Source organism: Phocaeicola salanitronis DSM 18170 (assembly GCF_000190575.1).
Lineage (GTDB): Bacteria > Bacteroidota > Bacteroidia > Bacteroidales > Bacteroidaceae > Phocaeicola > Phocaeicola salanitronis.
Window position 1 is genome coordinate 1892904 of record NC_015164.1, and the last position, 22672, is coordinate 1915575.

14 protein-coding genes are annotated in these 22672 nt (G+C 47.5%); 6 read left to right on the forward strand and 8 right to left on the reverse strand.

The genetic code is table 11. The features are described 5' to 3' along the window. Window positions 1-38 precede the first annotated feature (38 nt). The 7 genes from BACSA_RS08180 to BACSA_RS08210 all read right to left on the reverse strand — a co-directional run bounded on the left by BACSA_RS08180 (window position 39) and on the right by BACSA_RS08210 (window position 10813). Window positions 39-1520 carry an MBOAT family O-acyltransferase gene (locus BACSA_RS08180; RefSeq protein ID WP_013617640.1) on the reverse strand — a complete coding sequence of 494 codons (1482 nt, stop codon included), beginning with the start codon at window positions 1518-1520 and terminating at the stop codon, window positions 39-41. After that, window positions 1498-2448 (reverse strand): GDSL-type esterase/lipase family protein, encoded by a 951-nt coding sequence (locus BACSA_RS08185; protein WP_013617641.1) that lies wholly within the window; start codon window positions 2446-2448, stop codon window positions 1498-1500. Before BACSA_RS08185 ends, BACSA_RS08180 begins: the two co-directional genes overlap by 23 nt. Continuing rightward, window positions 2435-3814, reverse strand: coding sequence for an SGNH/GDSL hydrolase family protein (locus tag BACSA_RS08190; RefSeq protein ID WP_041583943.1), 1380 nt, complete (start codon window positions 3812-3814; stop codon window positions 2435-2437). The genes BACSA_RS08185 and BACSA_RS08190 overlap by 14 nt, the downstream gene beginning before the upstream one ends. 134 nt (window positions 3815-3948) lie before the next feature. Continuing rightward, complete coding sequence (gene lpxA / locus BACSA_RS08195; protein WP_013617643.1) at window positions 3949-4716, reverse strand: acyl-ACP--UDP-N-acetylglucosamine O-acyltransferase; 768 nt, start codon at window positions 4714-4716, stop codon at window positions 3949-3951. 28 nt (window positions 4717-4744) lie between these two features. After that, a complete protein-coding gene (locus BACSA_RS08200; protein WP_174490715.1) occupies window positions 4745-6136 on the reverse strand; it encodes a TolC family protein in 1392 nt (463 codons plus the stop codon). Window position 6137: 1 nt separating this feature from the next. After that, the gene (locus tag BACSA_RS08205) at window positions 6138-9566 is read right to left on the reverse strand and encodes an efflux RND transporter permease subunit (protein WP_013617645.1); all 3429 of its coding nucleotides are present in this window, start codon (window positions 9564-9566) and stop codon (window positions 6138-6140) included. 41 nt (window positions 9567-9607) lie between these two features. Then, window positions 9608-10813, reverse strand: coding sequence for an efflux RND transporter periplasmic adaptor subunit (locus BACSA_RS08210; protein WP_013617646.1), 1206 nt, complete (start codon window positions 10811-10813; stop codon window positions 9608-9610). A 304-nt stretch (window positions 10814-11117) separates the two neighbouring features. Between BACSA_RS08210 and BACSA_RS08215 the strand changes: the two genes are divergently transcribed. The 6 genes from BACSA_RS08215 to BACSA_RS08245 all read left to right on the forward strand — a co-directional run bounded on the left by BACSA_RS08215 (window position 11118) and on the right by BACSA_RS08245 (window position 20666). Next, on the forward strand, window positions 11118-13406 hold the full coding sequence (locus tag BACSA_RS08215; protein WP_013617647.1) for an NADP-dependent malic enzyme: 2289 nt from the start codon (window positions 11118-11120) through the stop codon (window positions 13404-13406). A 604-nt stretch (window positions 13407-14010) separates the two neighbouring features. Then, entirely contained in the window at window positions 14011-15345 is a 1335-nt protein-coding gene (locus BACSA_RS08225) for an NADP-specific glutamate dehydrogenase (RefSeq protein ID WP_013617649.1), read from the forward strand. 162 nt (window positions 15346-15507) lie between these two features. Beyond that, window positions 15508-16617, forward strand: coding sequence for a PCMD domain-containing protein (locus BACSA_RS08230; RefSeq protein WP_013617650.1), 1110 nt, complete (start codon window positions 15508-15510; stop codon window positions 16615-16617). 25 nt (window positions 16618-16642) lie between these two features. After that, the gene (locus BACSA_RS08235) at window positions 16643-17425 is read left to right on the forward strand and encodes a porin family protein (RefSeq protein WP_013617651.1); all 783 of its coding nucleotides are present in this window, start codon (window positions 16643-16645) and stop codon (window positions 17423-17425) included. 259 nt (window positions 17426-17684) lie between these two features. Then, window positions 17685-18770 carry an HpaII family restriction endonuclease gene (locus BACSA_RS08240; protein ID WP_013617652.1) on the forward strand — a complete coding sequence of 362 codons (1086 nt, stop codon included), beginning with the start codon at window positions 17685-17687 and terminating at the stop codon, window positions 18768-18770. Between the two features lie 198 nt (window positions 18771-18968). Continuing rightward, on the forward strand, window positions 18969-20666 hold the full coding sequence (locus BACSA_RS08245; RefSeq protein WP_013617654.1) for an alpha-amylase family glycosyl hydrolase: 1698 nt from the start codon (window positions 18969-18971) through the stop codon (window positions 20664-20666). A gap of 222 nt (window positions 20667-20888) precedes the next feature. On the opposite strand, the gene BACSA_RS08250 is transcribed toward BACSA_RS08245, so the two are convergent. After that, a complete protein-coding gene (locus BACSA_RS08250) occupies window positions 20889-22559 on the reverse strand; it encodes a glycoside hydrolase family 43 protein (protein WP_041584314.1) in 1671 nt (556 codons plus the stop codon). Window positions 22560-22672: the final 113 nt, after the last annotated feature.

The window sequence follows — 22672 nt, forward strand, 5'->3', positions numbered from 1 at the left end:
GTTTGACCATAAAGCCTCTACGGTGAAAGACGTTTCCCTTAGAACTGGAAGTAAATGAAAGGCTGGATGTCGCTGCTCTTTACCTGAATCACGATAAATATCAACACAATGACCAGCAACGCCTGCCCTACCAGCGGAAGGCGGACCACGCCCCGGCTGCACGCATCCTGCCAGCTATCGGGCAACCAATGAAGCACGTAACCCAACGCCATCAGCGCAAAGACTTTCCAATAGCCCGTAATCAGCTGCACGAACAATTCGGGATGGAACGAAGTAAAGATTTGGCGGATCATCGTCTGCGAACCTTCGAACGTGGTGTTGCGGAAGAATATCCAGCAGAAGCAGACGAAATGGAACGTAATCACCACCGCAAAGAAACGCCGAATCCCCGTACTGCGATAGGTCTTGGGACGGTGCAACAGGCTGCGCAAGAACTTATGCACCGCCAACGCTGCTCCATGAAGCCCTCCCCACACAATGAAATTCCACGAAGCTCCGTGCCACAAGCCTCCCAAAAGCATCGTTACAATCAAGTTGATGTACGTGCGGATCTTCCCCTTGCGGTTCCCTCCCATCGAAATGTACAGATAATCGCGGAGCCACGTAGAAAGGGATATGTGCCAGCGATGCCAAAAATCGGTCACGCTGTCCGACTTGTATGGCGAATTGAAGTTGATGGGGAAACGGAAGCCCAACAGCAGGGCAAGCCCGATTGCCATATCGCTGTACCCCGAAAAGTCGCAATAAATCTGCAGCGCATAGCCATATACCCCGAACAGGTTTTCCAATCCCGAATACAAACCGGGATTATCGAAGATGCGCTCCACGAAATTGATGCTGATGTAATCGGATATGACCGCCTTCTTGAACAGACCGCTCACGATAAAGAAGATACCCTGCCCGAACATCTCGTTGGTAACCCTGAGCGGCTGGCGTATCTGAGGCACGAAATCGCGGGCACGCACAATGGGACCCGCCACCAGCTGGGGAAAGAACGATACATAGAAAGCATAATCGAGCAGGCTGGAAAGCGGTTTCAGGTCGCCCCTATACACATCGAGGGTGTAGCTGAGCGACTGGAAGGTAAAGAAGGAAATGCCTACCGGCAGGAAGATGTCGAGCGGTTCAAAACTTCCGTTCCACAAAGGGCAGAGCATTTCGTAAAAGAAGTTGGTGTATTTGAAGTAACACAACAAGCCCAGGTTAATGCACAGGCTGACAACTACCAGAAACTTCCTTTTCCAATGAGCGACCGTATGCACCATCTGCCGGGCAAGCAGGAAGTCGCTCACCGTCACAATTCCCAACAGGAAAAAATAAATGCCGCTGCTTTTGTAATAGAAATAATACGAAAATGCCGTGACGAACAACAGGCGTGCCGTCGTCTTTTTCTGCAACAGCGCATAAACCAGGCTGAACCCTAAAAAAAGAAACAGAAACAGTCCGCTGTTGAATATCATCGGCTGGCTGGGGTCATAAGTCAGGACCTCTGCCAGTTTACTCCAATCCAGTTGCCACATAATCGTTGTAAGCCTTTATGAATGCTTCGTGAAGCAATAAACCTTGTACTATATATCCTTCTCTCGTAAAATGAATCTTGTCGCGCTGATAGAAATGTACCGCATTCCAGTTCAGGCAGGCACGCTCCTTTCCTCCCACAATATCGTATAAGTCCCAAACGGCAAGCCCGTTCTCGCGTGCGAAACGCAATTCGGTACTTACCACCGAAGGTGTCCGCGGATTGATGACACGCGGTCCGCGCCGTCCGTTCCTAACGTAAGCACCGGGCGGAGTTGTCCATAAAAAAGCCGCACCGGGACATTGCTGTTTCAATACAGCCAGCATGGTTCTCATAGCTTCTGTATGTTCGGAAGCAGAATAACGCCTCCCGTGCGCCTCGTTTGTTCCAAATGACACGATTACCAAATCGGGATGCAAGTCTGCCACCTTTTGCAAACGTTCGGGCGTGGAATACGAAGCGCAAGTAGCTCCATTTACCCCCAAGATATGATACACCACTCCTTCCCTGCCTGTTTCCACCGCCAATCCCGAAGTCTGATAAGACACCGGAAGGTCTTCTACTGCCCTCATTCCGAAATCATCTTCCAGACAACGGCGCATCACATACGGAAAGACGTGTCCACGTACATGCGAATCGCCGATATGCACAATGCGTACCGGACGGTCCAACCGTTTTAACTTTGCAAAGAAAGGCGCTAAAGAAGCCGTCGGGTCTGTCAGAACATTATCTTCAGTCTGCAAGAACTTATCCGGCATCGGACTGTCTACGGCAATGAATTCCATAAGCCGGGTCATCTCTTCACTGGAATATATCGGCTCCGAATGCCTGTCCGGCTTGGGCTGGACGGGTATAGTATCTTGCGCGTATACCCATTGTCCCACCAGAAAGAGCAATGCTAAAGCGTATCGTAACCTATTCATTTTCATAAGCTTTCCGTTTCTCATGCTGTTCTTTGCCGTACATCAATGTCTCAAATAACAATTCAGCCAAGTGTTTCCCTCCTCTGAAATTAATATGGGTATAATCGTAATTCGCCTGTTGCGGCTTGCTTTCCACCATCTTCACAATGCTGCCTTCTCCCCCCATCGCTTCGTAAAGATTCCAAAAAGCGATATGCGTCTCGGCAGCCAGTGCCTGCTGATAGCGCACCAGGTTCTTGACACCCGGCATCGTACGCAACTTGCCTGTCTCATCCTTCGACTCACGGTCTCCGATGCTGACCAGCAAGAAGGAAGCTTGCGGGAATGCCTCTTTCAAACGGTTGATTACCTTCACCATTTCGGAAGTGTAATAGCGGTAATTCGTTATACCTTCCGATGCCACATTCAAACCGTATTGCAAGACAATCAAATCGTATGTACGGAGCCGGTTATACGCCCGCAACATCGGCATCGGCACACCGCCCAACTGCTGCCCGCTGCTGCCCCGGGTACTGAAGTTGTCAACCACAATGCCCGAAGAAGGATCCATGGTCACACCGTAACAGATAGCAGTAGAATCTGTATGTTCCACTCTCCATTCGACACTACGTATATCCTCCTGCACCGTAGCTGCCTGTAACAGGCTGTCGCCGGCAAAAGCATACGAAACCGTATCCGCTCCCTGATTGAGTACAGCCGAAAGCCGGATGGAGTCGAGCGAAACAAAATAGAAGGAAGACGCCTCGCACGCTCCCAGATGGTCAGCGTATGTACCCAAACCTTTCAACGAAACACGGGCACCCGGCGAAGGATAATAATAATGATTGGACAAATCCTGCAAACGGCGGTTAAAGCCCACCGAATCAGTAACCGAATGGGTCTTCCAACCGCTGAACGTATGTTTAACCGTGGGGCGGAATCCTGCCACACGGGAAGTAACCGGGACATAACCGACACCACAACCGCCGAAACGCGACTGAAGCATGGCACGCAAATCGGCAGTGAGAATGTCTCCTTCGATAAACGAATCTCCGAAATAAGCAATACGCACGGGACGGTGAAGCGTCGGACAAGCCGACAAAGCTTCGTAGAAATGCGACATCCCCCGCATCGTAGAATCGGCATAGTCTTCGATGCAAGTCATTCCGGTCTTGCACGTATCGACAAAGGCAGGCTTCACCACCGGAGGCAACACCAAAGAATCAGAGTCTGCCAGCACCTCCTCCACAGGGTCGGGGCGCAAGTCGGACAGTAAATCAACTTTGCGCAACGTATATCCCCCAATCTTCAAGACAGGCAGGAAATACATCGCCAACAAACCTCCTGCAACCAGCAAAGCAAAGAGAAACGTGGATGTAACTTTATTTTTCATCGTTCTCACACTAAAAAAACGGCACAAAGATAACAGATTTTCGACATACGCCACACACGTACCAAATAAAAAAACTTCCAAAGCTCCTTACGGGCTTTGGAAGTTTTTATGCTTATCTCAACAAGAGATACAAATCAATGAATGATACCCAGCTTGGAAGATTCCACAAACTTGATAATGTTTTCAATCTCAGGACTGTTCGGAATCTGCTCCCTGATACGGATCAGCGCATCGTGCTGTGAGGTATTTGCCTTGTACAAAATACGGTATGCCTGCGCAATGTGCTTGACTAAGGTCTCAGAGAATCCTGCACGCTCCAGCACAAGCGTACTGATGCTGTAGAACTCAATCGGTTCGTGCGCTGCCACGATATAAGGAGGTATATCCTTTACGAAACGGCAACCTCCTTGCACCACCGAATAACTTCCCAGCCGCGTATTTCCCTGCATCAGCACATTCGATGTCAGGATAGAGCAATCGAAAACGATGCAGTTTCCTGAAATTTGCGAACCGTTTCCGATAATGCACCGGTTGCCCACTGTCACATCATGCGACAAACGTGCACCGGTCATGATAAAATTACCATTACCCACCGATGTTTCATGGTCGGCATGTGTAGCACGGATAATCACGGCATTCTCACGAATCACATTATTGTCTCCGATGCGTGCAATGGTATCTTCTCCTGTATAGGCAAAGTCTTGCGGAACAGCTGCAATCACTGCTCCTTGGCAGACCTTGTTACCGTTACCCATACGTGTACCGCTCATCAGGCTTGCGTAAGGCATAATCTCATTGTCATCCCCTATCTCGACATTCTTATCGATATAGGCAAACGGATGAACCGTAACATTGTTGCCAATCTTTGCAGACGGGTCAACATAAGCTAAAGGACTGATCATAGTTGCTTTATTTTAAGGTTAATAAATCTCATTCTCTACCTCCGCCCAGTGCACTATACAAAGAAACGACTGCCTGTATGCGCTGCATATTGTCCGAAACTTCAGTCAATTGAGCGCTCAGCAGGTTCTGCTGTGCCGTCAGGATTTCCAGGTATGTGGCATCACCACTTTGGAACAATGCTTTGGTATAAGTAACCGCCTTGTCCAACTGGTCTACCTGCTGACGGTCGTGTTCCAGTTTCTTGTCCTGTGTATCATAGAGGCGCAAGGCATTGCTGACTTCCTCTCCGGCTTCCAGAATGGTCTGCTGGTAATTCATACGTGCAATCTCTTCTTCAGCTTTCGAAACCTTTAAGTTAGCCACTAATTTGCCATTGTTAAAGATAGGTTGTGCCAATGAAGCCAATGCCTGAAACATGAACTCAGCCGGATTGGCAACCGAAATGTTCGACCCGTTCGTCCAACCTGCCGTAGCCGTAATGTTCAATCCCGGATAAAACGCAGCACGCGCCTGATTGGTTGTATAATATGCACTTGCCAAAGTCATCTCGGCTATCTTAACATCGGGACGGTTTTCCAACAATTGCAAAGGAACGCCTACCGTCAAATCTTCCGGCATCACCTGCTCATCCAAAGTATTGCGGTCAATCGGTTGAGGAGTCTTTGCCAACAGCACGCAAAGCGAGTTCTCAGTTTCACGCACCTGACGCTGCAAGTCCAGCAACGAAGCCTGTACCTGATGGTAAGCGGCACGCATCTGGGCTACAGCAGCCTCGGTAGTCATTCCGGCAATTTTCATCGCTTCCATCGTGCGTACGTTTTCCTTATAGATGTCTACAGTCTGGCTTGTAATCTCTACCTGACGGTCGAGCATCAACAAAGAATAATACGTATTCGCAATGCCGCAAATGATTTGCGAACGTGTAGCTTGTTCAGAATATTGGCTCTGAAGATAAGCCACCTTCTGCCCGCGTTTCGTATTCAGAATCTTACCGAAGAAATCAAGTTCCCAACTGGCTGCAACCGGCAGCGTATAAGCCTTTACATAATTTCCTCCATCCATGCTGGTTGCAGTACCTTGAGGAGCCAGATTGATGGAAGGGAGATAAGACAACTTGGCAGCAGTCAGCATGACTTTCGCTTCTTCCACCCGAAGGGCGGCAGCCTGCAAATCCACATTGTTCGCCAATCCCTCTTCAATAAGCGCCTGCAGTTTGGCATCGCGGAAAACTTCTTGCCAAGGCAGGTTTCCCATATTTGTCGTATCGGTTGTTGCCAACGTATCCGTAGGCGAAACCGGGTCACGGTAGATGCCCGAAGCATCTATCGTTTCCGGACGGTCATACGATTTATAAATGTGGCAGCTGCTCATCATAGCAGCTACGCACACAATTCCTATTATTTGTTTCTTCATTATCATCTTATCGTTTAGTAGGAGTATACTGTTCAATTTCAGATTCCACTTCGCTTTCGTCCAAGCTATCCCATTCCATCGGTTTAACTTTCTCTTGCAACCATTGGAACGTCACGAACAAAATCGGAACGATGAAAATCTGGAAAATCATACCAATCAACATACCGCCGATAGCCGAAGCACCCAATGTACGGTTACCGTGGGCACCTACACCGAAGGCGAACATCAACGGGAGCAAACCGATAATCATTGCCAAAGAAGTCATCAGAATCGGTCGCAGACGGGCGGAAGCACCCAAGACAGCTGCCCAAGATATACTCATACCCTGCTTACGACGGTCGAGCGCGAACTCTACAATCAAGATGGCATTCTTTGCCAACAGACCCATCAACATAATCAACGCAATCTGCATATAAATATCGTTCGACATAGTTCCCAATACCATCTTCAATGCCGGAATACTGCCCAATGCCGAGAAACCGTTGACAAACAGGAAGCTTCCCAACAAACCGCAAGGTATTGACAACAATACTGCCAAAGGCAACAGGTAACTTTCATACTGTGCACTCAGCAACAGGTAAACGAATACCAGACAGAGCACAAAGATAATTCCTGTCGTATTGGTGGTCTGTGCCTCTTCACGCGCCATACCTCCCAATTCGTAACCGAAACCGGCAGGCAAGTTATCGTTTGCTACTTCAGCAATCGCTTGCAATGCCTGACCCGAAGAATAACCGGCTGCCGGAGAAACCATCACCTGAATAGAAGTATACAGGTTGAAACGGCTGATGACATCCGGACCGTAAATCTTCTTCAGCGATACGAACTGCGAAATAGGAGCCATCTCGCCGTCACTGCCACGCACCTTGATTCCGTTCAACGACTCCAAGTTCTTTGTAGCATCGGGTTCTGCCTGAATCATCACACGGTACATCTTACCGAAGCTGTTGAAGTTAGATGCGTAGATACCACCGAAGTAGCCCTGCATGGTTGTCAAAATATCGCTCGGACTAATACCCGCCTTCTTACAAGCTGCCGCATCAATATCCAACTGATATTGCGGGAAGCTCGGGTTAAAGTTGGTAGAAGCCGAATTGATTTCCGGACGCTCCTGCAAAGCGGCAATATAGTCGTTTACCACCTGGAAGAAGTGATCCAGACTACCACCGGTCTTATCCTGCATGTTCAACTCGATATCGGTTGAAATAGAATAACCCGGAATCATCGGAGGTGCAAAGAACAGTACTTGCGCATCCTTGAAGAGTTTCTGTGAACGCATGAACAACGTAGCGACCACAATATCTGAACTTTGCTGCGTAGAACGTTCCTCCCAGTCTTTCAGCTTGATGATAATAGAACCGTAAGAAGGTCCCTGACCGCTACCGATAAAGCTGAAACCGGAAATCACCGTACGTGACTGAACGGCAGGTTCGGCAGCTATCAGGCTGTCCACCTGTGCCAATACTTCACGTGCACGTTCCTGAGAAGTGCCGGGAGGCAAAGTCACAGAACCCATAATGGTACCCGTATCTTCATTCGGCACCATACCGGTAGGTGTAATGCTCATGAATACGACCAAAAGCACAATCGCTCCGGCAACCATACCCATTGACAGCCAGCGTTTGTGAATAAAGAATACAACACGTTTCTTATATTTTGCCAGCAACGAATTATACGACTTGTTGAACGAGTTCTTGAACTTGTCGGTAGTCATACCGGCAAAAGCCAAGACACTGATAATAATCATCACGATACAGAGCACCGGATGTTCTCCAAAACTGAACAAGCCGAAAATCATACCCAAAATAGCAACGATTGTAAAGAGAATGACAATCTTCGGGTTCATCCACTTACCAAGAGCGTCTGTATACCGTGCCACGAGAATCTTACGCGATTCCTTATAAGCCGTACCCATACGTTCTTTCAACGTAGTTTCCGTAGTATGCGGTTTCAAGAACAAGGCACACAACGCCGGAGAAAGTGTCAACGCATTCAATGCCGAGAAACCGATGGCAATTGCCATGGTCAGACCGAACTGCTGATAGAAGGTACCTGCCGTACCACTCATGAAACTTACCGGAATGAACACAGACATCATCACCAACGTAATGGAAACGATGGCGCTGCCCAATTCGCTCATGGCATCGATAGATGCCTCACGCGTTGACTTATACCCCTGGTCCAACTTGGCGTGGACACCCTCGACGACGACTATGGCATCGTCGACGACTATCGCAATCGCAAGCACCATAGCCGACAAGGTCAGCAAGTTGATACTGAAGCCGATAATCTTCAAGGCAAAGAAAGTGGCAATCAAAGCTACCGGAATGGCAATCGCCGGAATCAACGTAGAACGCATATCCTGCAAGAAGATATATACTACGATAAACACCAGGATAAATGCTTCAATCAACGTCTTGACAACCTCGTGAATAGAAGCGAACAAGAAGTCGTTGGCACTCTGTGCAATGTTGATACCCAAGCCTTCGGGAAGATTCTTTTCATATTCGGCAAGCACTTTTTCCAAGTTAGCAATGGTTTCCGTCGCATTGGTTCCTGCCATCTGATAGACGATACAAGATACAGCCTTATGACCGTTTACCGTATTGTTGAAGTTGTAAGTCAAACGGCCCAATTCCATTTCGGCTACATCTTTCAAGCGAAGCAATTCACCGTTCGGCAAAGACTTGATGACAATATCGCCGAATTCTGTTTCGCTCGACAAACGTCCTTTATAACGGATGGTATATTGGAACGACTGGTTACCGCGTTCACCGAACTGTCCCGGAGCAGCTTCCACGTTCTGTTCTGCCAATACCCCCGTAATGTCACTCGGTACCAACTTATACTGCGCCATCACATCCGGTTTCAACCAGATACGCATGGAGTAGTCGGTACCCATCACATTGGCATCACCCACACCGCTTACACGCTTGATTTCCGGAATCAAGTTGATACTTGCGTAGTTTTCGAGGAACTCGATGTTGTATTTGTCTTCCTTATCATAGATAGAGAAAATCATCAACATAGAGGTCTGACGCTTCATGGTGGTCACACCGACCTGTGTTACTTCAGCAGGCAACAGACCTTGAGCCTGAGTCACACGGTTCTGCACATTGACCTGCGCCATATCGGGGTCAGTTCCTTGATTAAAATACACTGTGATACGTGCCGAGCCGTTATTGGTAGCGGTAGACTGCATGTACATCATGTTTTCCACACCATTGATCTGGTCCTCCAACGGAGAAATCACAGAGTTCAATACAGCCTGCGCATTGGCACCTGTATAGGTCGCACTAACCGAAACGGTAGGCGGCGCAATGTCCGGATATTGGGTAATTGGCAAAGTAGCCAAACCGATAAAACCCAAGATTACCAACAAAATTGAGATAACGGTTGATAATACCGGACGGTTAATAAATTTATCTAGTTTCATTCTATACCTTATATATTATATAACGATATTTACGTATTGAATCAATTAAAAGCTGTAGCCAGATTGCCTTCTCTCTGGTCTTTCAAAGCCTGCTGATACTTGGCTTCTCTCTGGGCAGGGGTAATCGGAGTAATCTTCATACCGTCGCTCAAACGGGTTACACCTTCTACGGCAATCTTATCGCCCGACTTCAAACCGTCAAGCACAATGTAGTTCTTGCCGTCGTTCAAGTTCGAGATTTGGATTTCCGTATACTTCACTGTGCTGTCCGGTTGCAATACGTAAACGAACTTCTTGTCCTGGATGTCTACCGTAGCCGACTGCGGAACCAACAATACATTTTCCATTGTATAAGGGAAGATAATGTTCGCCATACCTCCGCTTCGCAAGATATTCTGCTTATTGGGGAAAATGGCACGCATGCTTACCGAACCGGTTTCCTGGTCGATAACACCGCTCACGGCATCAATCTTTCCTTTTTCTGCATAAACGCTTCCATCAGAAAGTTCCAGCTGCACTTCCGGCATCTTCTCCAATTGCTCTTTCAGTGTACCTCCTGCCTTGGTCAGGTTCAACAGTTCCTTTTCGGTCAGCGAGAAATACACATACATGTCCCCGATTTGAGAAACCGTTGTCAAAGGATCAGCTACCGACGGGCTTACCAGCGCACCTATACGGTAGGGGAACGTACCGATAACGCCGTCCGAAGGGCTAGTCACCGTACAGAATCCCAAATTCTGCTTGGCAGCAGTATACGAAGCCTCAGCCTGTGCCAGACTTGCCTTAGCAGTCAACAGGTTGTTGACGGCAGTCTGATATTCAAAATCACTGATGATTTTCTGTTCGTGAAGCATCTTTTTGTTCACTTCCGTTTCCGAAACAGTCTTCAGATTTGCTTTCGCAGACTCAACCCCCGCCTTAGCCTGATCAAACGCTGCTTGATATTGTGTGGGGTCAATTTGGAACAACGCTTGTCCCTTATGAACGGTAGCACCTTCGTCTACACACAATTTCACGATAAATCCCGACACTTGCGGACGGATTTCAATATCCTGCAAACCTTTGATTGTTGCCGGATACTTTGTCACCTGATTACTGGAAGTAGAAGTCACCTCCTGTACTGTGAACTCGTCATCACCCATTTTACCGCCTTGGCTGCTACATGCAGTCAATGCCGATATGCCCAATGCCAAAAGGGCTATCCGGCTAGAAGAAAAACTTCTGTTTTTTTTCATGCTCATATTCATAAATATAACTGTTAGTGTTTCTTATTTTTATTTTGCTGCCTATGAAATACTTTCTCAAACGCACTCGTTTTTAGCAGTGCAAAGATAGAAAAAACTCTCTATACAAAGATAGGTGTTTAACTAAGAATAACCATAAAACAAGGAAGTTATTACATTTAGTCCTAAATATCCGACCAAATGACAAATTCTATCGACTAAAAAATGTTTCAATTCTATAATTTAGAGTTTTTAAAGCCAAAATATCGTGCATTTGTCATTTTATTCTTACTTTTGCGCTACACATTAACGATAAATCTATAAGAAAATGGTGAAAATAACAAAAGAAGCTGCCCTGCTTTATCACTCGCAAGGCAAGCCAGGAAAAATTGAGGTCGTACCGACCAAGCCTTATCAAACCCAACGTGATTTGTCTTTAGCTTATTCTCCCGGTGTAGCGGAACCGTGCCTGGAAATCCAAAAGAACCCCGACACGGCATACGACTACACAGACAAAGGGAACTTGGTAGCGGTTATTTCGAACGGAACCGCCGTATTGGGATTGGGAGACATCGGTGCCATGAGCGGCAAACCGGTCATGGAAGGAAAAGGATTACTGTTCAAGATTTACGCAGGCATTGATGTATTCGACATTGAAGTAAACGAAAAAGACCCCGACAAATTCATCGAAGCTGTAAAGGCGATTGCTCCGACATTCGGAGGCATCAACCTGGAAGACATCAAAGCACCTGAGTGCTTCAAAATCGAACAACGGCTGAAAGAAGAACTGGACATCCCGGTCATGCACGATGACCAGCACGGAACCGCCATTATTTCAAGTGCAGGACTGCTGAATGCGCTGGAGGTAGCAGGCAAGAAGATAGAAGAAGTAAAGATTGTAGTAAATGGAGCCGGAGCTTCTGCCGTATCATGCACCAAACTTTACATCTCACTGGGAGCGCGACTGGAAAACATCCTGATGCTGGACAGCAAAGGGGTCATAACCAAAGAGCGTACCGACCTGAACGAACAGAAGAAATTCTTTGCGACAGACCGCACCGATGTACATACATTAGCCGAAGCCATCAAAGGCGCCGATGTATTCCTGGGACTTTCCAAAGGGAATGTCCTGACACAAGACATGGTACGCAGCATGGCTTCTCACCCGATTGTTTTCGCATTGGCAAACCCGACACCCGAAATTTCGTACGAAGATGCCATGGCATCACGCCCGGATGTATTAATGTCGACCGGACGTTCTGATTACCCGAACCAAATCAACAACGTTATCGGATTCCCCTACATCTTCCGCGGCGCACTCGACACCCGTGCCACAGCCATCAACGAAGAAATGAAACTGGCAGCCGTACGCGCCATTGCCGGACTGGCAAAGAAACCGGTACCCGATGTAGTAAACAACGCTTACCATGTCAACAACCTGACCTTCGGACCCGATTATTTCATTCCGAAACCGGTTGACCCGCGCCTGATAACCGAAGTGTCTATGGCTGTAGCCAAGGCTGCTATGGATTCGGGAGTAGCACGCAAACACATCACCGACTGGGACGGATACAAGAACCACTTGCGCGAACTGATGGGACAAGAAAACAAGCTCACCCGCCAGTTATACGAAACCGCACGCCAGAACCCGCAGCGTGTCGTATTTGCTGAAGGCATCCACCCCAACATGTTGAGAGCTGCGGTAGAAGCAAAAGCCGAAGGCATCTGCCACCCGATTCTGTTGGGCAACGAAGAACGCATCGAGAAACTTGCCAAAGAACTGGATTTAAGCTTGGAAGGCATCGAAATCGTCAACTTGCGTCATGACCGTGAAGCAGAACGCCGCGAACGCTATGCACGCATCTTGAGCGAGAAACGTGCCCGTGAAGGAGCAAATTATCAAGAAGCAAACGACAAGATGTTCGAACGCAACTACTTCGGCATGATGATGGTAGAGACAGGAGAAGCCGATGCTTTCGTAACCGGTCTGTACACCAAGTATTCCAACACCATCAAAGTTGCCAAAGAAGTCATCGGCATCCAGCCCGAATACAAACATTTCGGCACCATGCACATCCTGAACTCGAAGAAAGGCACTTACTTCATAGCCGACACCTTAATCAACCGCCATCCCGATACCGATGCGTTGATTGACATCGCCAAACTGTCAGTAAAGGCAGTCCGTTTCTTCAATCAGGAACCGGTAGTAGCGATGCTTTCTTATTCAAACTTCGGTTCGGACCAGGAAGGAAGCCCGGCAAAAGTACACGAAGCCATCAATTACATGCACCGCGAATTCCCCGATTTGGCAATCGACGGCGAAATGCAAGTCAAGTTCGCATTGAACAACGAATTGCGTGATGAAAAATATCCGTTCACCCGCTTGAAGGGCAAGGAAGTCAATACCCTGGTATTCCCCAACCTGACTTCTGCCAACGCCACCTATCAACTCATCCAGAACATGAGTGAAACAGAAGTGATAGGCCCGATTCAGATGGGACTGAACAAACCGATTCACTTTACCGACATCGAAAGTTCGGTGCGCGATATCGTCAACATCACCGCCATCGCCTGCATCGATGCCATCGTGGAAAAGAAGTTGCATAACCAAGAATAAATTTATGCCTCTGTCTTGAAACGCAGATTTACACAGATTTTCGCAGATTATACTTTAAGCGGCATTGAAATGTGCATATTGTAGATTGCCATCACCGTAGAGATGTATCATGCATTTTGATGAACATAAGTGACTCGACCGTTTCACATAAGTAACTCGGACGTTTCACATAAGTGAGTCGACCATGTCACTTATGTTCGTCAACGCGAGAATCTGCGCGAATCTGCGTTTCTTCTATCACCATACACCTTTTTTATACTCTGACCTTTATGCGAAAACCACTCACTCCTTCACAATGTGTCGTGTTAGCCTTGGCTTGGGCAGCACTTTGCTTCATTGTCCTTACTTCCAGCCCGCAAATTGACGGCATGCTTATCATGACGATACTCATTTCAGGCGCTCTGGTATTCATTCCAATTGTCAAAGCGTTAAAAAAGAAGTGACAGAAGTAGTCATTTCTACACAAAAACGAAACAAAAACAACTTTTTGATGTTTTTCCATTGATTTTCTTACTAAATTGTTGCACAAATAAAAAATAATCTATACTTTTGCCACATCAAACAACGAGAAGAATATTTAATAACCAATAACAAGATTAGAAGAATGAATGCAGCTAAAGTATTGGAAGATCTGAAAAGAAGATTTCCGAATGAACCTGAGTACCATCAGGCAGTAGAAGAAGTGTTAGGTACAATCGAAGAAGAATACAACAAGCATCCTGAATTCGACAAAGTGAATCTGATTGAACGCTTGTGTATTCCAGACCGTGTATACCAGTTCCGTGTAACGTGGATGGACGATAAAGGCAACATCCAAACCAATATGGGATACCGTGTACAGCATAACAACGCCATTGGCCCGTACAAAGGCGGTATCCGTTTCCACAGTTCCGTAAACCTCGGTATCCTGAAGTTCCTGGCTTTCGAACAAACATTCAAGAACTCATTGACTACACTCCCGATGGGTGGAGGCAAAGGTGGTTCAGACTTCTCTCCACGTGGCAAATCAAACGCTGAGGTAATGCGTTTCTGCCAGGCTTTCATGCTGGAATTGTGGCGTCACATTGGTCCTGAAACCGATGTACCTGCCGGTGACATCGGTGTAGGCGGACGTGAAGTAGGCTACATGTTCGGTATGTACAAGAAACTGACCCGTGAATTCAGCGGTGTGCTTACCGGTAAAGGACGCGAATTCGGCGGTTCATTGATTCGCCCCGAAGCAACAGGTTACGGAAATATCTACTTCCTGCTCGAAATGCTGAAGACCCGCAACATCGACATCAAAGGCAAGACCTGTCTGGTATCAGGTGCAGGAAACGTAGCACAATATACAGTAGAAAAACTGATTCAGCTGGGTGCGAAAGTAGTTACGATGTCCGACTCAGACGGTTATATCTACGATCCGGACGGAATCGACCGCGAAAAACTGGATTACATCATGGAACTGAAGAACCTGTACCGTGGACGTATCCGCGAATATGCAGAGAAATACGGCTGCAAATACGTAGCCGGAGCACGTCCTTGGAACGAGAAAGGCGACATTGCCCTGCCTTCTGCCACACAGAATGAAATCAACGGCGATGATGCCAAAGCTTTGGTTGCCAACGGTGTATTCGCTGTATCCGAAGGTGCCAACATGCCTTCTACCCCCGAAGCAATCCGTGTATTCCAGGAAGCGAAGATTCTCTATGCACCGGGTAAGGCTGCCAATGCCGGTGGTGTATCTGTATCAGGTCTGGAAATGACTCAGAACTCCATCAAGCTGAGCTGGAGCCAGGAAGAAGTGGACGAAAAGCTGAAGAGCATCATGAAGAACATCCACGAAGCTTGCGTGAAATACGGAACAGAACCCGACGGTTACATCAACTACGTAAAGGGTGCCAACGTAGCCGGATTCATGAAAGTGGCAAATGCCATGATGGCTCAAGGCATCGTATAATTTATACAGGTGCGACAAATTTCAATCCGGCTTCCGTCACAGGAAGCCGGATTTTTTTTACGCTTACCCTTCCCCGCCATTCCTATTTTAACACTCACTTTATCAATAGTTACACTTATTTCATTATCTTTGCCGAGTTATTACGCTAAAGCCGATAATGTTATGAATATCCGAAAAATCTTTGCAGGGTTCCTTCTTACCCTGGCGGTGTCTTCGTGCATTCAAGACGAAGCCCTGAACGTAGAAGCAGCCATCGATGACTGCACAGGCGAAAACATCCAACTGGCAAGCATAGATGCCACCCACAAAGAAATAGAAATTTATGTACTCGACGGCACAGATGTATCACAGCAAGAACTGAACTTCACGCTTGCCGACGGCGCAACCATTCAAGCCGATGAAACAGAAGCAGGCGACCAGCCTCCGTATTACGATTTCAGCCAACGCACATTGCGCAGGTTCACCGTGACATCGGAAGACGGAAACACAACCGCCACGTATGTAGTCCGCATCAACAAAATGGAACTTCCCACTCATTATTCGTTCGAAAACCTGCGCGCCACTACGCCCTATCATATTTTCTATCTCACCAATGAGTCGGGCATCATGCAGTGGGCAAGCGGAAACCCAGGCTACGAACTGAGCGGCATGGCACTCGATGAGACTCAATACCCTACCGTACAGGGACCAATAGGCTACAGCGGCAAATGCGTGCGTCTTACTACCAGTGATACCGGTTCTTTCGGAGAGCCTATCGGCATGCCTATTGCGGCAGGCAATCTGTTTATAGGATCGTTTGATGTGCAAAATGCCGTTATAGACCCGCTCGGAGCCACCCGTTTCGGATTTCCTTTCACCAAACTGCCCGTACGCATTACCGGCTGGTACAAATATAAACGGGGAGAAGTGTTTACCGATGAAGACAAACAGGTGGTAGAAGGAGAAACCGACATGGGCGACATCTATGCCCTACTCTACGAAGCACCGACCAGCGACTATACCTTGGAAGGCGACGCGCTTCCCCTGACAGGAGCCATTAACGAGAACATAGCACTGATGGCACGCATTTCCGACATGAAAGAAACCGATGAATGGACCTACTTTGACTTGCCATTCGAGGCACAAAACGGCAAGACGATAGACGAAGAAGGACTGGCTGACGGCAAATACAAACTGGCTATCGTTTTCTCTTCCAGCATCGGAGGAGGATATTTCCGCGGAGCGGTAGGAAGCGAACTTTGCATAGACGAAGTGGAAGTCATCTGTGAATAATAACCCCTAAAAACAAGCAAACGATATGAAAAAATACATACTTATCCTCGTCACCCTCTTCACGCTGGGTTTCAGCACTGTACAAGCGCAACAACCCGAACACAAAGGCTTAATCTGGTCGACCCTGCACGGGCTGGAATACGAATTCAAGGCAGGAGTCAATATCGGAGGCACATCCCCCCTTCCGTTTCCTCACGAAATCAGAAGCATAGACAGCTACAAACCGGGACTTGCCATTACCATTGAAGGAAACGCCACGAAATGGGTAGATGAAGCAAAAAAATGGGGCGTAAGCGTAGGAGTACGCTTAGATAGCAAAAGCATGACTACCGAAGCCACGGTAAAAAACTACGGTATGGAAATATTAAGCGAAACCGGAGGGAAAATACAAGGACTTTGGACCGGAGGCGTAAAAACGAAAGTAAGAATGTCGCTGCTTTCCATCCCTATCCTTGCCAATTATAAAATCAGCGAACGCTGGAAACTGGTATTCGGACCTTATCTGTCATACATGATGAACGGCGACTTCAACGGGAACGTCTACGAAGGACATCTCCGCACCCCCGACGCTACCGGAAGCCGTGTCAACTTTACAGGCGACAACATCGCGACCTATGACTTTTCCGAAGACCTCCGCCACTTCCAATGGGGATTGCAGATGGGTGGTTCATGGCGCGCCTATAAACACCTTACCGTACACGCCGATCTGACTTGGGGACTGAACGACATCTTCCAGAAAGATTTCAAGACCATCACGTTCGCCATGTATCCCATTTATCTGAATATCGGATTCGGATATCTGTTCTAACTGTTTTGAACAGCGCAAGAAACATAAGGGCAAAAAAAAGGAGTACCGCCGTACTCCAACCTTTTGTTAACCTTAAATCTAATACTATGAAAAACACAGTGCAAAGGTAGTGACTTTTGATGAAATAGCAAACAATACGAAGAAAATTATTCGCGCCGTAGCATTGTTTAACAAAATAGCTTCACAGAAGCTTTTCTATTAACATTCGTTTTACTTATCTTTGCATCCACATAAGAAACCATTAAATAATCAGACAAGTATGGCTTTTGACGCAACGAAGAAAGAATGGAGCGAACTGTATGCGTTTTTCCGTCTGCTGGCAGACGGATATGTATATGCCGGCACACCGGATGTGAAACAGAACGAAACATGTTGCTTGCCTGTGGCACGAGTGCAACGGGAAGAACATGACGGTACACGCAATTACATCGTAGGCAAGAACGACGTGCGGATTTGGGGTGAAACGATAGACAAGCGCATTCCACGGGAAGATTTCGGCACGGTAGCCGACTTGATTTTGCAGGCTTTGCGCGAAACCGAAGGAGAGAATGTAACTTCGCCCGACGGTGTGGAAGGCTTTTTAGACGAAGCAGCCATTTACGACTTAGAAGCGAAGACAGATGACCGTACAGACTTGAAAGTGGCATTCTATAGCGAGGAAGCTCCGCTAACCGGACTTTGCGTCCGTTCGCGTATCGGGACGCTTTATCCTTTGCTCGACGGAGGGCGCACGGCAAACTTCAAGTTCGAGCAGACAGGAATAAAGTTTGCTTCGCCTACGATAAATAAAATCAATGCGTTCGGCGAAGAAGACGATGTGCTGGGACGCATGCAGATGATTGAACGGTTGGGCGGCATATTGAAATACAACGATGTGGCAGACAAAATATTCCGAAGCAACCTTTCGATGCTCGACCTTCACATGGGACGCATGTTAGGCGAAATGACCCGCCTGATGTGGCTGAACGGCATCACAAAGGTATCTGAGCTTACGGAGGCGGTAAAACAACTGAATCCGCTGAAAATCAAGGATGAGCTAATTACCAAACACGGCTATTATGAGTACAAGGTAAAAGAATTCCTGCTTGCCATTGCTACAGGCATGCGTCCGGCAAAAGTCTATACCGGCATCGAATCAGCTATCGACGGATGCCTGTTTGTGACAGGAGACGGAGGAGTATTATGCTACCAGCGCGCTTTCAGGCAAGTGTTTGCCGATTTCCTGTTCCAAAATACCCGATTGGAAAAAGGTCCGGTTCAGAAAGACAAATACGGCTATCTGGAACGCGAAAACGGCGCGTATTATTTTAAATTGAACTTAAAAGTGGGACTGATGAAACGATAAGACAATAAACAATGTGCTAATAAACAATGTGGCAATGTGACAATAAACAATGCGACAATGTGACAATAAACAATGTGACAATAAACAATGTGACAATAAACAATGTGGCAATGTTCGCATTATCCATCATCACATTAACACATTAGCACATTGACACATTAGCACATTGTTTATTAGCACATTAAAAAAAACACGACTATGGAACAAGAAGGGAAAATAATTATCTATCAAGTGTTTACCCGTTTGTTCGGGAATAAAGGGCTACGCAACAAGCGTAACGGGACCTTGGAAGAAAACGGGTGCGGCAAGATGAATGAATTTACCGATAAGGCGTTGCACGAGATAAAAAAACTGGGAGCCACCCACATCTGGTACACCGGCGTCATCGCCCATGCTTCGCAAACCGATTATTCGGCATACGGCATTCCGCGCAATCACCCCTCCATTGTAAAAGGAAAAGCAGGCTCGCCTTATGCTATCCGGGATTATTACGACATTGACCCCGACCTGGCTGTGCTTGTAGAACACCGCATGGAAGAATTCGAAGCATTGGTAGAGCGTTCGCACAAGAACGGGCTGAACGTAATCATCGATTTTGTACCCAACCATGTGGCACGCCAATACCATTCAATAGCCAAACCCGAAGGCGTGAAAAACTTGGGCGAAGACGATGACACCTCAAAAGCATTTGCTCCGGACAACAACTTTTATTACATTCCCGGCACACACTTGGGCGGAGAGATTGACCTGCACGACGAAGAACAAGGATGGTACGAAGAAATGCCGGCTAAAGCGACAGGGAACAACCGCTTCGATGCATATCCGAACAAGACTGACTGGTATGAAACGGTCAAACTGAATTACGGTACAGACTATATCGGGAATACCGGGAATCATTTTGACCCCATTCCCGATACATGGAAAAAAATGCGCGACATCCTGCTGTTCTGGGCAGGAAAAGAAATCGACGGCTTCCGCTGCGACATGGCAGAAATGGTTCCGTGCGAGTTTTGGGGCTGGGTGATTCCGCAGGTAAAGGCACATTACCCCAAACTGATATTCATCGCCGAAGTGTATAACCCGAATGAATACCGGAATTACCTGCACAACGGACATTTCGATTATCTGTACGATAAAGTCGGACTGTATGACACCCTGCGTGCGCTGGTATGCGGATATGCTTCGGCTACAGCCATTACCGGATGCTGGCAAAGCGTGAACGACATCCAGCCGCACATGCTGAATTTTCTGGAAAACCACGACGAACAGCGCATTGCGTCCGATTTCTTTGCCGGAGACGCACGCAAGGCACTCCCGGCACTGTTAGTCTCGGCATGTATGAACACCAATCCGATGATGATTTATTTCGGACAGGAATTGGGAGAGGAAGGCATGGAGGAAGAAGGATTCAGCGGACGGGACGGACGCACCACGATATTCGATTACTGGAGCGTCCCCAGCATCCGGCGTTGGAGCAATCACGGACGCTACAACCTGCATCTGCTGAATAACAAGGAAAAAGAAATCCGCCACTATTACCAACACGTCTTGAACCTCTGCCATACGGAAAAGGCGATAGCAAAAGGAGAGTTCTTCGACCTGATGTACGTAAACTGCGGAGGCTGGCTGATGAACGAGCACCGCCAATACGCTTTCTTGCGGAAATACGAAAACGAAGCGTTACTGGTCATTGCCAATTTCGAATCGATACCGGTACATATCGGTGTAAATATCCCGCAACACGCATTCGATTTCCTGCAAATGCCCACATTAGAAAAGTACACGGCTACCGATTTGCTGTCAGGAAAAGAAGAAGTCATTTCGTGGATGCCCGACAAATCCATTACATTAGACCTGCCGGCATTGAGCGGAAAAATGCTGAAACTGTACTTTTAAATTATATATCCATTCACCACAGAGAAACACAGAGTATCAAAGGAGAATTAAAGATTCTGTGTACCTCTGTGGTGAAATATTAATTCATTTTGTATACATATTCAAGAATACACAACCAAAAAAGGATGCCGCACACACGATGTGCAACATCCTCTTTGTAAGCATTGCAGCGGTTGCAGGAACCGGAATGCTTGTGTGACTTTTATTTAATCTAACTTTAACTTACTTTTCGATACGGAACCAATCGACATCTGCCCATCCTCCGTCATTGGTGACGATAGCAGGACGGGTGCAGAAAGTACCCACCTTGGCACCTATCCATTTGCCTTCTTTCACTTGGAAAGGCTTGCCTAACTTCTGGAATTTCTTTCCATTCGTGCTATAACTCATCTGGCACATCACGACAAGGTCGTGTCCGCCTTCGCTCTTTCCAATCTTCTCGCCGGTAGAGGTGATTTCGGCACGCAGGTAGATTTCGTTTTCTTTCAGAGGCACACTGGCATTGACGGTTTCTGTTCCTCCACGGTCTGCCTTCTTGCATTCCACTTGTGAGAGCACCAGTCCGCTTTCCGTGCTCTCAAGAATGATTCCGGCATAGTCCATACCCATCACCACCAGTCCGGTGCGTTCGCCCTTGTATTTAGCGATAGGAGCGAACTTCAGTTTCATGGTTGCCTTGAAACTCGGTGCAGGGAACTTCTGGAGCAGCATATTGGGCACATCCCACAAGCTCTTGTAGTTTTCTGTTACTGGATAAGAATAGAGGCGCAGGCACCCGTGTTCCTCATCGCAGAAATGCCACTTATCGTTGATATTTGCGTTCCATTGCCATTGCAAGCCAAGAATATTGGTGTTGAATTCATCACTTTCCTGCGGAGTGCAAATCGGATACGTTTTGCCCACATCCGGTTTTTTCCAAGTCAATACAGGGTCACCACATCCGTCTCCGTCTTTATCTTCACCGATAACGGGCCAATCGTTCACCCATTTCATAGGCTGGAGGTGTACAAGGCGTCCTGCCGCACCTACATCCTGAAAATGCATGAACCAGTCTTCGCCTGTAGGTGTGTCTACCCATCCGCCTTGGTGAGGACCGTTGACAGGGCTGTCGCCTTGCGCCATCACGGTACGCCATTCGTAAGGGCCATATACGTTTTTCGAGCGTGCTACTACCTGCCAGCCCGTCGGTACTCCACCGGCAGGGAAAAACATGTAATAATATCCATTGCGTTTGTAGAACTTGGGACCTTCGCAGGTTTCGTGCGCTTCGTGTCCGTCGAATACGATTCGTGAGGGTCCGATGGTACGGGTGGCATCGGCGCTCAATTCGCATACAGCAATGACGCTTTTCAGTCCGGCACGGCTTCCGGCGTAAGCATGAGCCAGGTATACACGTCCATCCTCGTCCCAAAGCGGAGTGGTGTCAATAATTCCCTTGGCTGCTTTCACCAATACCGGTTCGCACCACGGTCCTTTCACATCCTTGGCTTTCACCATAAAGATACCCTGGTCGGGGTCTCCCCAAAAGATATAAAACTCTCCGTTATGATGACGGATGCAGGGAGCCCATACACGGTTTCCGTGCTGAGGGGCAGTATCGGTTACAGGAGGCAAGGCATGAGGCACTGCAACACCTGCGAAACTCCAGTTCACCAAGTCTTTGGAATGAAGCACCTGAAGTCCGGGCAAACATCCGAAGCTGGATGAAGTGAGGTAATAATCTTCGCCCACACGGATGACATCGGGGTCGGAATAGTCGGCGTAGAGAACCGGATTTTTATACGTTCCGTCACCTTGGTCGGCTACCCATACTTCCGATACATAATTATCTTGAGCGTGTAGCGCAGGAAGCATACAGCCTCCCAGCAGCATGGAGAGTAGAAGTTGTTTCATCTTGTACATTTACAATTTACGGTTTACAATTTAAATTTTCACTTTTTGCCTATTACGATTGAGATATGCGGTTTACCTGCCCTGCCGGGCAAATTTTATGATTCTTTATACTT

Coding starts and splice junctions, on each gene's coding strand:
- BACSA_RS08180 (WP_013617640.1), bottom strand. CDS start 1,520: ATGTGGCAACTGGATTGGAGTAAACTGGCAGAGGTCCTGACTTATGAC.
- BACSA_RS08185 (WP_013617641.1), bottom strand. CDS start 2,448: ATGAAAATGAATAGGTTACGATACGCTTTAGCATTGCTCTTTCTGGTG.
- BACSA_RS08190 (WP_041583943.1), bottom strand. CDS start 3,814: ATGAAAAATAAAGTTACATCCACGTTTCTCTTTGCTTTGCTGGTTGCA.
- lpxA (WP_013617643.1), bottom strand. CDS start 4,716: ATGATCAGTCCTTTAGCTTATGTTGACCCGTCTGCAAAGATTGGCAAC.
- BACSA_RS08200 (WP_174490715.1), bottom strand. CDS start 6,136: ATGATAATGAAGAAACAAATAATAGGAATTGTGTGCGTAGCTGCTATG.
- BACSA_RS08205 (WP_013617645.1), bottom strand. CDS start 9,566: ATGAAACTAGATAAATTTATTAACCGTCCGGTATTATCAACCGTTATC.
- BACSA_RS08210 (WP_013617646.1), bottom strand. CDS start 10,813: ATGAATATGAGCATGAAAAAAAACAGAAGTTTTTCTTCTAGCCGGATA.
- BACSA_RS08215 (WP_013617647.1), top strand. CDS start 11,118: ATGGTGAAAATAACAAAAGAAGCTGCCCTGCTTTATCACTCGCAAGGC.
- BACSA_RS08225 (WP_013617649.1), top strand. CDS start 14,011: ATGAATGCAGCTAAAGTATTGGAAGATCTGAAAAGAAGATTTCCGAAT.
- BACSA_RS08230 (WP_013617650.1), top strand. CDS start 15,508: ATGAATATCCGAAAAATCTTTGCAGGGTTCCTTCTTACCCTGGCGGTG.
- BACSA_RS08235 (WP_013617651.1), top strand. CDS start 16,643: ATGAAAAAATACATACTTATCCTCGTCACCCTCTTCACGCTGGGTTTC.
- BACSA_RS08240 (WP_013617652.1), top strand. CDS start 17,685: ATGGCTTTTGACGCAACGAAGAAAGAATGGAGCGAACTGTATGCGTTT.
- BACSA_RS08245 (WP_013617654.1), top strand. CDS start 18,969: ATGGAACAAGAAGGGAAAATAATTATCTATCAAGTGTTTACCCGTTTG.
- BACSA_RS08250 (WP_041584314.1), bottom strand. CDS start 22,559: ATGAAACAACTTCTACTCTCCATGCTGCTGGGAGGCTGTATGCTTCCT.